The sequence below is a fragment of the Mucilaginibacter sp. OK098 genome, assembly GCF_900142915.1.
Lineage (GTDB): Bacteria > Bacteroidota > Bacteroidia > Sphingobacteriales > Sphingobacteriaceae > Mucilaginibacter.
Genome location: NZ_FRCM01000005.1, coordinates 236,800 through 249,179, shown reverse-complemented (window position 1 = coordinate 249,179; position 12,380 = coordinate 236,800). Strand labels below are relative to the sequence as shown.

At 41.5% G+C, this 12,380-nt stretch carries 11 protein-coding genes; 9 read left to right on the top strand and 2 right to left on the bottom strand.

Features of this window, described 5'->3' with window-relative positions:
* The first annotated feature begins 95 nt into the window (after positions 1-95).
* Together BUE31_RS17795 and BUE31_RS17790 are read left to right on the top strand one after the other, a co-directional pair.
* Positions 96-1,016, top strand: a complete 921-nt coding sequence (locus tag BUE31_RS17795; protein ID WP_073405187.1) for a DUF6607 family protein — start codon at positions 96-98, stop codon at positions 1,014-1,016.
* A 130-nt stretch (positions 1,017-1,146) separates the two neighbouring features.
* Positions 1,147-1,470: a DUF6686 family protein gene (locus BUE31_RS17790; RefSeq protein ID WP_073405186.1), complete on the top strand. Its 324-nt coding sequence runs from the start codon at positions 1,147-1,149 to the stop codon at positions 1,468-1,470.
* 117 nt (positions 1,471-1,587) lie between these two features.
* On the opposite strand, the gene BUE31_RS17785 is transcribed toward BUE31_RS17790, so the two are convergent.
* A complete protein-coding gene (locus tag BUE31_RS17785; RefSeq protein ID WP_073405185.1) occupies positions 1,588-2,136 on the bottom strand; it encodes a hypothetical protein in 549 nt (182 codons plus the stop codon).
* A gap of 419 nt (positions 2,137-2,555) precedes the next feature.
* Between BUE31_RS17785 and BUE31_RS17780 the strand changes: the two genes are divergently transcribed.
* The 5 genes from BUE31_RS17780 (at position 2,556) to BUE31_RS17760 (ending at position 7,790) form a co-directional block, all read left to right on the top strand.
* Entirely contained in the window at positions 2,556-3,320 is a 765-nt protein-coding gene (locus BUE31_RS17780; protein ID WP_073405184.1) for an ABC transporter ATP-binding protein, read from the top strand.
* 95 nt (positions 3,321-3,415) lie between these two features.
* Complete coding sequence (locus BUE31_RS17775; RefSeq protein ID WP_073405183.1) at positions 3,416-4,507, top strand: ABC transporter permease; 1,092 nt, start codon at positions 3,416-3,418, stop codon at positions 4,505-4,507.
* Positions 4,508-4,847: 340 nt separating this feature from the next.
* The gene (gene eno / locus BUE31_RS17770) at positions 4,848-6,143 is read left to right on the top strand and encodes a phosphopyruvate hydratase (RefSeq protein ID WP_073405182.1); all 1,296 of its coding nucleotides are present in this window, start codon (positions 4,848-4,850) and stop codon (positions 6,141-6,143) included.
* Between the two features lie 161 nt (positions 6,144-6,304).
* Positions 6,305-7,162, top strand: coding sequence for a helix-turn-helix domain-containing protein (locus tag BUE31_RS17765; RefSeq protein WP_073405181.1), 858 nt, complete (start codon positions 6,305-6,307; stop codon positions 7,160-7,162).
* Between the two features lie 85 nt (positions 7,163-7,247).
* Entirely contained in the window at positions 7,248-7,790 is a 543-nt protein-coding gene (locus tag BUE31_RS17760) for a YbhB/YbcL family Raf kinase inhibitor-like protein (RefSeq protein ID WP_073405180.1), read from the top strand.
* 81 nt (positions 7,791-7,871) lie between these two features.
* On the opposite strand, the gene BUE31_RS17755 is transcribed toward BUE31_RS17760, so the two are convergent.
* Positions 7,872-10,022: a S9 family peptidase gene (locus tag BUE31_RS17755; protein ID WP_073405179.1), complete on the bottom strand. Its 2,151-nt coding sequence runs from the start codon at positions 10,020-10,022 to the stop codon at positions 7,872-7,874.
* 258 nt (positions 10,023-10,280) lie between these two features.
* Between BUE31_RS17755 and lspA the strand changes: the two genes are divergently transcribed.
* Both lspA and BUE31_RS17745 read left to right on the top strand, forming a co-directional pair.
* The gene (gene lspA / locus BUE31_RS17750; RefSeq protein ID WP_073405178.1) at positions 10,281-10,796 is read left to right on the top strand and encodes a signal peptidase II; all 516 of its coding nucleotides are present in this window, start codon (positions 10,281-10,283) and stop codon (positions 10,794-10,796) included.
* Between the two features lie 185 nt (positions 10,797-10,981).
* Positions 10,982-12,319 carry a DEAD/DEAH box helicase gene (locus BUE31_RS17745; protein WP_073405177.1) on the top strand — a complete coding sequence of 446 codons (1,338 nt, stop codon included), beginning with the start codon at positions 10,982-10,984 and terminating at the stop codon, positions 12,317-12,319.
* The last annotated feature ends 61 nt before the right edge of the window (positions 12,320-12,380 follow it).

Genomic DNA, 12,380 nt, shown 5'->3' with positions numbered 1-12,380 from the left:
TAATAAATCTTTTTTATTTTTATTTGGATTTATTCTAAATAAGGTTTTACTTTGCTCCTGTTCAACTATTTGCAGCAACTCAAAAAACAGGTCTGATGAAAAAAGCTATTTATCTAATAATCCTGCTGATAAGTTTTCAGCAAACGTTAAAAGCCCAAAGCAAGTTTGATGAAGACCGGAAAGCTATCCTTTCCCTGGGTGGTTTTTATAAGGTAACATTTGATTATGCTGAAACATTTACGCCGGATACCGGTTACAAATTTTATCCGCATTACCATGCAAGCGGCTATGAAATGGCAGTTGTTGAACAGGATTCAAAAAATAAGATAGTGATCCAGCATATATTATTAACCGGTGATAGCTCAGTTATTAAGCACTGGCGCGAGGATTGGGTTTATGAAGAACCGCAGCTATTAAAATTTAATAAAGACAACACCTGGACAAACACCAAACTAAGCGATGCAGATGTAAAAGGCCGCTGGGTGCAAAAAGTTTTCCAGGTTGATGATGGCCCCCGCTATGAAAGCATTGGCACCTGGGTGCACGTTGACGGGAAGCACCAATGGCAAAGCGACTGCGATTCGCCGCTGCCGCGCAGGGAGTTTACCAAACGCGGTGATTATAACGTATTACAACGCGGAAACCGCATCTACCTTACCTCTACCGGCTGGATGTTTGAGCAGGATAATAAAAAAGTTATAAGAACAGATAATACCGACCGGGTTTTGGTACAGGAAAAAGGCTACGAAGAATTTACCCGCGCAGATACCACCAAATTTACTTTCGCACAAAATTGGTGGAAAAAACAACAGCCGTACTGGACTGCCGTACGCCAGGTATGGGATGAAATTTACAGTCAGCAGGCAGTGATCAAACTGCAGGGTAAGATAAATGGCAAACAGCTTTATGAAAAATTGTTTGACCTGGCAGATCAGTCGGCAAGAGAAAAATGGGATTCGGCAAGAAACAAAAAAGAAACCCGAAAGATAATAGCAGACTACCTGATAAAAGGTTAAAGATCCAAAGTCCTGCCCTGTTTAAAATGTTCCTATGAAAAAAGACATTGTACAGGGCAGGCACAAACACGATTAAACTTACGAAGTTTTAGAAACTTCGTAAGTTTTTACCGGATTTAATTATACAGTTATGTGCGACACCAAAGTATTAAGCCAGGTTGGAGAATCAGTGATCAGCCGATGTGCAGAATGCCGTTGTATTTTTATATGGCATAATAATTTCATCATGAGTTTTTCGACCGGCCAATTTATAGAATTCAAAAACTTTGCCGAAGAGCTTGAATTTACCTCACATTCATTCCCTTTTCCTGACGGGCAGGAACGCATAGTAATGCGAACACCGGTAAATGACTTGCAGCTAACCTTTACCACCGAACAATGGGAAAACTTCCATGCGGCAATGGAAGAAGCCATTTATATGCAGGAGGTTTATAGTTTGATGGAGGGTGAATAGAAAATAATGTAGAGACGCGATGCATCGCGTCTCCCGCCTGCTAATTATTAAACTGTTTATTCGGGAATACACTTTTTGAAATGCAAAGTTTAAGACGCGAAGCATCGCGTCTCTACATCATTTCTTCAAATAGTATTCCGGCACCTTTAAAGTTGGCTTTTCCACATCCCAAATAATACTCGAAACCTTCCAGCCTTCTTTGGTTTTTATCAGTTGAAAGCTGTTCACGCCTCGTTCTTCAGCTTTATCCCTCGTGTTTAAATAGGTTACATAGGTACTTATCCGGTGTGCAACCCTGCCAAATTGTTCGGTCCTGCCAAAAACCTCCTCCTCATAAAACAAATGGATATGGTTCTGTTCAACAAAGGTTTTATATAAAGGATCAATAAAATGTTTAATATCTACTATTTGCGGAGTATCTGTACGAAAATTGATCAATTGCGCTTCAGGAATAAAATAGTTTTGAATTTCATTATATCTTGGCTTCTCTCCTTCTTTAAAACTAATGGCTGCATAAGCATCATGTACCGCTTTGGTAATGGCGCTGTCATCGGGAACCGTGTACGTTTTGTTGGCCGTTGAATCATCCCCGATGGTTTTCTTAACAGAAACGTGGCAGGATGATAAAACTATCGCGCAAGCAAAAAGAATTAAAAGAGTTTTCATGAAGAGCTTATTTTAAGGTAATTACAGGTTGAAAAATATCGTGTACTAAAGATATAGATATTCTACCGATAGTTTTAAATCCCACCCAAATTTTGCCCCATATTCATCGACCGGCGGCAACAATTCACCGACATTTTGCCGCACTTCGCCTAATATTACTATGCAAAAAGCTGTTCTGTTAGCAAATTTGAGCCATAAATCAATCCTTGTTATGAAAACGTTAGTCGCAATTCAACTTATCCACCTGGCAGTAAAAGCTGCCGAACATTTAGTATCTGTAATGCATTCTATTGGTCATTTAATTAGTTAATAAGGGCGCGGGCAGATAACCTCACCCAACCCCCTCTCTAAACCGGGAGGGGGTTATATTTTACTCAAAAACTCATTGATAATTCATTAATCCGTTGCATTTTTACAGCATGGCAGAAAAACCCATTATTACAGTAAAAAACCTGGTAAAAAACTACGGCGATTTTAACGCTGTAAAAGGTATAAGCTTTGAAGTTTACGAGGGCGAGATCTTTGGTTTACTTGGCCCAAACGGCGCCGGTAAAACCACTACGCTCGAGATAATTGAAACCCTTAGAGATAAAACCAGCGGCGAGATCACTGTTGATGGTTTTAATATTGAGACTGATGCTAATGATATTAAACAGGTAATTGGTGTTCAGCTGCAGTCTGCCGGTTATTATCCGAATTTAAACCTGTCTGAGCTGATCAAGCTTTTTTGTGGGTTGTACGGAATAAATAAATCTCCCATGGAAATGCTTGAAAAGGTGGCTTTAACCGATAAGGCAAAAGCTAAATATAAGGACCTTTCCGGCGGACAAAAGCAGCGCTTCTCAATAGCTACCACACTAATAAATAACCCAAGAATTATCTTTTTAGATGAACCCACTACCGGCCTCGATCCGCAGGCCCGCCGTAATTTGTGGGATCTGATCCGTGAGATCCGTGATGCCGGAACAACAGTAGTAATTACCACCCATTATATGGATGAAGCCGAGGAGCTGTGCGACCGTGTTGCCTTTGTTGATGGCGGCCATATCATCGGCATTGATACACCCAACCATTTTATTGATGAGCTTGTAGCATCAGGCTTTGAGCGTAAAAAACAAGTTAAGCTGGCCAACCTGGAAGATGTTTTTATAAACATGACCGGGAAGGAATGGCGCGAGGGTTAGCCCCCGGCCCCCTAAAGGGGGAGCAAAAGTTTGCAGTTGCCGGTAGGCAGTTTGCAGTAAAACACTAATGACAAATTACCAATGACTATTGACTAATGAAAAAATACAGTAATTTTAATGCAACCCTAGCTATTGCCAGGGCTAGTTTCCGTTCCATTATCCGCAGCCCATCGGCAGTGGTGTTTAGTTTAGCTTTCCCTTTAATATTTATTGTGGTGTTCGCCAATATTGGTGGTAGTGGTGTTACGGTTGATGTGGGTGTCGCCAAAACTACCGATACGCTTAGTCCGGTTTACCTGGCTTTAAAAGGTGCAAAGGTGGTACATTTAATAACCGACCAAAGTGCTGATGAGATGGCCAAAAGCCTGGCGAAAGGCAATATTGATGCTATTATAGATGTGCAGAAAAACAATGCCATGCCGCCCTATACCCTTCATGTACAATACACCGAGGCGTCGCAGCAAAAAGGGGGCATTTTAAAATCATTGCTGCAAAGTATCTTCTTTCAGATCAACAGCAGAGGCAACACCATCCCCCAGCCCGTTGCAGAAATAAAGGAAACCACCGTTAAAGGCCGCGAATACAAATACATTGATTTTATATTACCAGGGATGCTAGGCTTTTCGTTGTTAAGCAGTGGTGTTTTTGGTACTGCATTTGTATTTTTAAGCTTAAGATTAACATTGGTTATTAAACGCTTTTTTGCCACCCCGGTTAAAAAATACAGCATTGTTTTAGGCGAGGCTTTAGCCCGTTTAGTATTTTCATTACTGGGCGCGCTATTCATTATAATGGTTGGTCATTATGCTTTTGGGTTCACGCTCATACATGGAATAGTAACCGTTATTAATATGCTGGTGCTTGCGGCTTTAGGGCTTATTATATTTATGGGTTTCGGTTTCGCCATATCGGGGATTGCCAAAAATGAAAGCGCCGTACCTCCTATTTCCAATATCATTACCATGCCGCAGTTTTTGTTATCGGGCACATTCTTCGCCACCACGGCATTTCCAAACTGGTTGCAGGCAATAAGTAAGGTGTTACCCCTAACCTATTTAAATGATGCCATGCGCAAAGTGGCATTTGAAGGCGCGGGCTTAAACGAGGTAACCCATCAGCTGTTAATATTAGGCGTATGGTTTATTTTGATCTATGCAGTAGCGGTTAAGACGTTTAAGTGGGAGTAAGTCTTGGATGTGCGGATTTCTGATGTGCGGATGTGCGGATTTTTGTCTCAACCATGATTCACATGATTTAGGGATTATGGGATTACTAAATGAAGTATAACCAGGTTCAATTAATTAAAAAATCGGGCTGATCCTTTAATCCTACAAATCATGGTTCAAAACAACATCGAATCCCCTAATCAACGTTAATTTCCTGTTACCAATCAGTGAAATCATTTAATAATCGGTGAAATCATTTAATAATCTTGACACTTATTTGATTGAAATTGTATATTTGAAAACTATATTGCATTAGTGTAAAACGTACACTAAGTTGTTTTTATTCACAAATTCCAATCAAATGAGCTTAATAATTGATGTCCATGCCCGCCAGATCCTTGATTCGCGCGGTAACCCTACTATTGAAGTTGATGTTTTAACCGAAAATGGCGCTTTAGGTCGTGCTGCTGTACCGTCTGGTGCTTCAACCGGTGTTCACGAGGCTGTTGAGCTTCGCGATAACGATAAGGCAGTATATATGGGTAAAGGCGTTTTGAAAGCCGTTGCCAACGTAAATGATATAATTGCAAAAGAATTACAGGGTGCTGATGTATTCGATCAAAATGGCATTGATGCCTTAATGATAGAGCTTGACGGCACCGAAAATAAAGGTAAATTAGGCGCTAATGCCATCCTTGGCGTTTCTTTAGCAGTTGCTAAAGCGGCTGCGCAGGAAAGCCGCCAGCCTTTATACCGCTACATTGGTGGTGTAAATGCTAACACGCTGCCTATCCCGATGATGAACATCGTTAACGGTGGCTCTCACTCTGATGCGCCTATCGCTTTCCAGGAGTTTATGATCATGCCGGTTGGCGCTTCTTCTTTCTCGGAAGCCCTAAGGTGGGGTACCGAAGTATTCCATAACTTAAAAAAGATCCTGCATGACAGGGGACTTTCAACTGCTGTAGGTGATGAAGGTGGTTTTGCACCAACCTTTGACAGTACCGAAGATGGCGTTGAAACCATTTTGAAAGCCATTGAAAAAGCAGGATACAAAGCCGGTGAGCAGATTTGCCTGGCGTTTGATTGTGCTGCATCTGAATTTTACGTAAACGGTAAATACGATTATACAAAATTTGAAGGCGAAAAAGGTGCTATCCGTACCAGCGCTGAGCAAGCGGAATACTTAACTTCATTAACAGAAAAATATCCAGTTATCTCTATAGAAGATGGTATGGCCGAGGATGACTGGGAAGGCTGGAAAATATTAACCGACAGAATTGGCAGTAAAGTTCAGCTGGTAGGTGATGATTTATTTGTAACCAACGTAAAACGTTTACAAAGAGGCATCAATGAGGATACAGCAAACTCTATCCTGGTAAAAGTTAACCAGATTGGTACCTTAACCGAAACCATTAACGCGGTAACTTTAGCGCAAACCAATGGCTACACTTCGGTAATGAGCCACCGTTCAGGCGAAACTGAAGATGCAACCATTGCTGACCTTGCAGTAGCATTAAACTGCGGCCAGATCAAAACCGGTTCGGCTTCACGTTCAGACAGGATCGCTAAATACAACCAGTTATTACGTATTGAAGAAGAATTAGGCGAAAACGCTAAGTTTATCGGAAAGAACTTTAAGTATTTTAAGAAATAGTTGATTGAATTCAACTTTAGAAATAAAAGAAGCTGTCTCCAAAAAGGGCAGCTTCTTTTGTTTTATTTTTATTTGACCTTGCCTTCTATTATTAATTAAAGGCATCTCCCGGTGACTTTCTTTATCCACGTTTTATATGTTTGTATTTACTTAATGTTACTATGATAAATTTTTCTGTTCCTGAGTCTGTACTGTGTCATCAGCAAATTACAACCGGCGATATTTCATATGTTTATTATACCGAACGGAGTAATAATGAAAAACACCGCGTAACCTTTAATGATTACGCTATTAGTTTTGTACTTAACGGACAAAAGAAAATTTATCGTTCTGTTGAAAATGCGATAGTAAAACCCGGGCAGGCAATACTGATCCCGGCAGGAAATTCCATTATTGCCGAACATGGTTGTAATGATAAGGAATACATTAGCCTGGTTATATTTTTCCCGGCTAAAGTTGTCGTCAATTTCCTGGATAGACATATAAAAACCCCGGCGAACAAGAATTTTGCTGAACCGAAACCCGAGTATATTTTTTTTACACGAACGGCATATTTATATGAATATGTAAGATCCCTGGAAGAAATGATCAGGCAGCAGCAACAATTTTCTTATGCAGTTGCATTACATAAACTGGAAGAACTGCTGCTGCTGGTGTATGAACTTTGCCCACAGCAAATGATCGCTATGTTTATGGCCAATAAGGATGAACAACAATTATCCCTAAAAAGAATAGTTGAGAATAATCTTTTTAATAATTTAACATTAACGGAACTCTCTTTCTTGGCTAACCGCAGCTTGTCGTCTTTTAAGCGCGATTTTGAGAAAACCTATGGCATTTCTCCTCAAAAATATATAAGAGACAAAAAGCTGGAAACAGCAAGTTATGATCTGAGAAAAGGCAAACAGGCCTCTGAACTTTTTGTTGCTTACGGATACGAGAATTTGTCGAACTTCAATAATGCTTTTAAGAAAAAGTTTGGCGTTACGCCTGCAGCATTTGCAAAAGTGCAAAGCTGACCTTAACGAACTATAATTTGACCCGATTGCAATAGAATTACACCGGTAATAACTTCAATTTTGAAAAAATAAATCAGTTATTATTATGAAATCTTTATTCAGTTTTTTTATCAGCGTATTAATTACCCATTCTGCATTTTCACAAACCTTTACATTAAAAAGCAACAGCCTTGGCGGGCAATTCACCAATGAATTTACAGCTAACGCCTTTGGCTGCAACGGAGGAAACAATTCGCCGCAATTAAGCTGGGCCAATGCCCCGGCAGATACAAAAAGCTTTGCAATAACAATGTATGATCCGGACGCACCTACAGGGAGCGGGTTCTGGCATTGGGTGGTAGTGAATATACCCCCTACAGTTAACGAGTTAAAACAAAGCGCAGGAGATGCAAAAACAAGTATAGCCCCGGCCGGTAGCTTACAAAGCAATAACGATGCAGGATTTAGCGGATACCTTGGCCCTTGCCCACCTGAGCATGATGCGGCACACCGATATATTATTACCGTTTATGCACTTAAAACAAATAAGTTAGGTACTACTGCAACATCATCAGGTGCTTTAACAGGTTTTATGCTTAATCAAAACGCATTAGCCAAAGCTTCACTAATTGTTTATTGTAACCGATAAACATTGGTTGATTAAAAGCTTCGGCACATCCAAATACAGACAATTTAGAGCCGGCTAAGCGCCGGCTTTTCTTGTTGGTTATCAATGTGATATATACCGTTCAAAAAACTCATAGATGCGCAGCATCTGGTCTATCCGTTGCCTTACGTTGCCTGATCGTACCAGTTCATGGGTTCCGCCGGGATGTTGTACATATTCAACAGGGCGATTCAATACTTTTAATGCCTTGTACATCATCTCTCCCTGAACAATCCCTGTCCGCAAATCAGTTTCGCCGTGGATGATCAGGTATGGGGTTGTAATGTTATTTACATAGGTAAAAGGCGACTCTTTAGCTAAAACAGCCCTGGTATTTTCCTCCCATGGGTACCCGCCGAAATATATAGGCACCAGTGTCCATGCATTTGCTTCACCAAAAAATGTGGTGAGGTCGTATACACCACGCTGTGATGATATGGCGGCAAAGCGTTTGGTGTGCCCGGCAAGCCACCCGGTTAAATAGCCGGCGTAGGAACCTCCTGTTGCTACTGTTTGCTTGCTATCGCCCCAACCTTCCGCTAAAGCGCCGTCAAGAGCGGCAAGTACGTCTTCGGTTGGTCCATCGCCCCAGTCCTGGTAATTTGCTTTGGTAAAATCAATCCCGTAGCCCCCGGAACCACGCGGGTTTGAATAAACTACCCCATAGCCTTTAGCGCAAAAATATTGAAACTCGTGCCACATGGTGCTTTCACCAGGCCCCCACATGGCAGTTGGCCCGCCATGGATTTGCAGCATTACCGGGTATTTTTTATTCGGATCAAAATTTGTTGGCTTCATCACCCAATATTCTACCTTCAAACCCTTGCTGTTGGTATAATATTTCTTTTCAGGAAAACTCAGTTTTTTATCCTTTATCCAGTCTGCGTTAAAAGAAGTCAACCGTTTTTCTGTCTTCCTGTCTAAATCGCTTACATAAAGCTCAAATGGATCGGCCACCTCAGTTTTCACGTAGACCAACTGTTTTTTACTGACACCCAAATTGCTCAGCCCTTCATCAAAGGTGCTTAGCATAACCGGCGCAGGATTGGTTATGCTTGCTTTATAAACCGGTACGCCACCGTTTGACTGTGCCGTAAAATACAAATATTTGCTATCTGCCGACCATATGGTCCCGGTAACAAGCCGGTCGACGGGGATCCTGATCTTTTTCTCCGGATCTTTAAAATCATAAACCAGTAATTGCGAAATGTCAATGGCCATCTCTTTACTCATTTGGTAAACCAGGTACCTGCCATCCGGTGAAACCTGGCCATTACTCAATTGCATTTCCGCTTCTTTTATTAAAGGTGTTAATGCGCCGCCTGTAGCCGGTATAGTATAAATAATACTTACATGCGAACGGTCCGGGTTTGCCAGGCTATCGGCATCCGCAGATAAAATAATGGTTTTACTGTCGGGCGTAAATACCGCTCCGCTATAACTGTGAAAACCATAGGTTAACGGAATCGCTTTTGAACCTGGCTTAATATCGGTAATATAGTAATGGTTAAAGTCAAATTCAGGCTCGGTATTGGCCTCTCCCTCAAAACTAAGCTTGTTAAAAACTTTAACTTTATTATCAGCAGCGTTTTGTGTTAAATAAGCGCGGATCTCATCCAGGCTGCCATTGGCATTTTGTTTGGCTTTTGATTGAGGCGGGTTTGTCTTAAAACCAGGTTTTTCCATCGGCCAGTTGGGTACACTGTGCGCTGAGTTCAATATTGAATCCTTTAACAATTCGGTATAAGACAGACTAACAGAATATAAGATTTTGCTGCCATCAGGTGAAAATTGAGGAGAACTTGCTCCATATTTATCAGATGTAACAGGTACTGCTTCGCCTCCATTAAGCGAAAGCAGGAAGATCTGCGATTTATCTTTTACCGATCTTACGAATGCAATTTGCTCATCATTTGCAGACCATACCGGCTGGCTACTGTTCACCGTTCCGGAAGTTAACGCACGCGGGGCCTCACTGCCGTCAGCGGAAACCAGCCAGATTTGTGTGCGATACATATATTCATTTTTTTTGTCTTCATCCGGCAATATTGATTTGCTCACAAACACTATCCACTTGCCGTTATGCGAAAACGATGCGGTACCCAACTGGACGATCTTAGTCAGATCCGTAACAGTAACAGGCTGAGTACCATTTTGTGCCTGCAACAGAAAAATATTAAGGGTTAAGAACAGAAAGAGTAAGGTTTTTTTCATACTGATAAGTTTGCTGCTTAAAGATAATGAATTTGAGGATTTGTTATTGAAGATCCACGAATTCTCCCGAATTTATTCGAATTTCACGAATTATAGGAAGCCTGCTTTTCGTTAAAAATAAAAGAATTAAAATGAAGAGCGAATGAGTGTTTGTTCTTTGCATCAATACTAGCACTCATCGTTTAACTATTAATCTTTTTAAATCTTAAATTTACATCCATTTTAAATCCACAAAATCCGCTTAATCTCGTTTCTGTTATGAAGGTAAAAGGTTTTTTAAGAATTATCCTTATCCTGCTGTTGCTCAGCATCAACATTGGCTGCGACCAGGTTTCAAAATCTATTGTAAGGAAGAAGCTGCATTATTATGATCAGGTTACTTTCCTGAACAATCATTTCACCATAATAAAGGTTGAAAACACCGGCGCTTTTTTGAGCCTTGGCAATACGCTTTCCGGTCCGTTAAAAATGATCCTGCTAAACCTGCTTCCCCTGCTGGCTGTTGCTGCCGGACTGGTTTTTATGTTAACCCGGGAACTTACCCGTACAACCTTATTTAGCATCATCCTTATTGTTGGCGGCGGTTTCGGTAATATTTACGACAGGATAAGATATGGCTCAGTTACTGATTTTATGCACATCAATTTTGGCTTTTTCCAAACCGGGATCTTTAACGTGGCCGATGTATCCATCATGCTGGGGATGATCATCCTTCTATTGCATGCTATTTTTAAGAAGAAGGATAAAGTGAAAGAGCAACCAGAACAGATTTGACAACTTTTAAAAAGTTGTCAAATCTCAAATCGTCACCCAAAACTCCTATAATCTTCAAATCCTACAAATCTTAGTTTAAAAGCGTATCTTTGCGGCATTACCCGTTAGCTTACGGTTTTGATTTATCAGACGACTCTTCAGATCCGCTTATGCAATCGCGTTAGCACATATATTAAAAACATTACATGTTATTTCAAGATTTAAATTTAATTGAGCCTATTTTACGGGCTTTAAAAACCGAGGGTTATACAACCCCCACCCCCATACAGGAACAAGCCATCCCTATTTTATTACAACATAAAGACCTGCTTGGCTGCGCACAAACCGGAACCGGTAAAACGGCGGCCTTTGCCATTCCTATTTTACAATTACTATACCAGGACAGGCTGCAGCACAAAGAGCAAAAAACAATTAAGGCCCTTATACTAACCCCAACCCGCGAGCTGGCAATCCAGATTGACGAAAGTTTTGCCGCTTATGGCAAGCATACCGGCCTTAAGCACCTGGTTATATTCGGCGGTGTTAATCAGAACCCTCAAACTGATGCTTTACGCAGGGGCGTTGATATTTTGGTTGCTACTCCAGGTCGTTTGTTGGACCTGATGAACCAGCGTTATGTAAACCTGGAGCATATAAAAATGCTGGTACTGGATGAAGCAGACCGCATGCTGGATATGGGTTTTGTACACGATGTTAAAAAGATCATCGCTAAAGTTCCAGCTAAAAGACAAACGCTGTTCTTCTCGGCCACCATGCCAAAAGAGATCCAGCAGCTTGCAGATACGATATTAAACAAGCCTGAAAAAGTTGAAGTTACCCCGGTTTCATCAACTGCCGATACCATACAGCAGGCCCTTTACTATGTTGAAAAAAATGATAAAAGAGCATTGCTTGCCCATATATTAAAGGACAAGGAAATTAAAACAGCCCTTGTATTTACGCGTACCAAGCATGGCGCAGATAAAGTGGTAAAAGATCTTATCCGTGTGGGCATTACAGCCGAGGCTATCCACGGTAACAAATCACAAAATGCCCGTCAGCGTGCTTTAACAAACTTTAAAAACCGTACCACCCGCGTATTAATAGCTACTGATATTGCAGCTCGTGGCATTGATATTGATGAGCTTACCCACGTTATCAACTACGAATTGCCAAACATCCCTGAAACTTATGTACACCGGATAGGCCGTACGGGCCGTGCCGGGGCAAGCGGGATAGCGCTTTCGTTTTGTGATGAGGAAGAAATTGAATTTTTAAAGGATATTCATAAACTGATCTCGAAAGAGATTCCGGTTGAGGAAGGACACCCTTACCCTATGAGCCCGCAAAGCATCGTTGCAAAACATGCCGAAGGTAAAAAGAAAGGTTCGGGCGGTGGCCAGGGCAGTGGCGGACAAAAAAGAGGCCGCGCCTTTGGAAGAGCAGACCGTGGCCGCGGAGCAGCAGGTAAAACAGCAGCCGGCAGCGGCATGAGCGGCGCAAGCCGTGGCGGCAACCGTGATCGCGGCGGAAGAAGGGATTAATTTAGGTTGATTGGGTTGATTAAGTAAGTGGTTGATTAGGTTAATAACGCAGGTTCCTCTA

Bases quoted from the DNA above. Each gene is read 5' to 3' on its own strand.
- BUE31_RS17795 (WP_073405187.1), top strand. From the start codon at position 96: ATGAAAAAAGCTATTTATCTAATAATCCTGCTGATAAGTTTTCAGCAA.
- BUE31_RS17790 (WP_073405186.1), top strand. From the start codon at position 1,147: ATGTGCGACACCAAAGTATTAAGCCAGGTTGGAGAATCAGTGATCAGC.
- BUE31_RS17785 (WP_073405185.1), bottom strand. From the start codon at position 2,136: ATGAAAACTCTTTTAATTCTTTTTGCTTGCGCGATAGTTTTATCATCC.
- BUE31_RS17780 (WP_073405184.1), top strand. From the start codon at position 2,556: ATGGCAGAAAAACCCATTATTACAGTAAAAAACCTGGTAAAAAACTAC.
- BUE31_RS17775 (WP_073405183.1), top strand. From the start codon at position 3,416: ATGAAAAAATACAGTAATTTTAATGCAACCCTAGCTATTGCCAGGGCT.
- eno (WP_073405182.1), top strand. From the start codon at position 4,848: ATGAGCTTAATAATTGATGTCCATGCCCGCCAGATCCTTGATTCGCGC.
- BUE31_RS17765 (WP_073405181.1), top strand. From the start codon at position 6,305: ATGATAAATTTTTCTGTTCCTGAGTCTGTACTGTGTCATCAGCAAATT.
- BUE31_RS17760 (WP_073405180.1), top strand. From the start codon at position 7,248: ATGAAATCTTTATTCAGTTTTTTTATCAGCGTATTAATTACCCATTCT.
- BUE31_RS17755 (WP_073405179.1), bottom strand. From the start codon at position 10,022: ATGAAAAAAACCTTACTCTTTCTGTTCTTAACCCTTAATATTTTTCTG.
- lspA (WP_073405178.1), top strand. From the start codon at position 10,281: ATGAAGGTAAAAGGTTTTTTAAGAATTATCCTTATCCTGCTGTTGCTC.
- BUE31_RS17745 (WP_073405177.1), top strand. From the start codon at position 10,982: ATGTTATTTCAAGATTTAAATTTAATTGAGCCTATTTTACGGGCTTTA.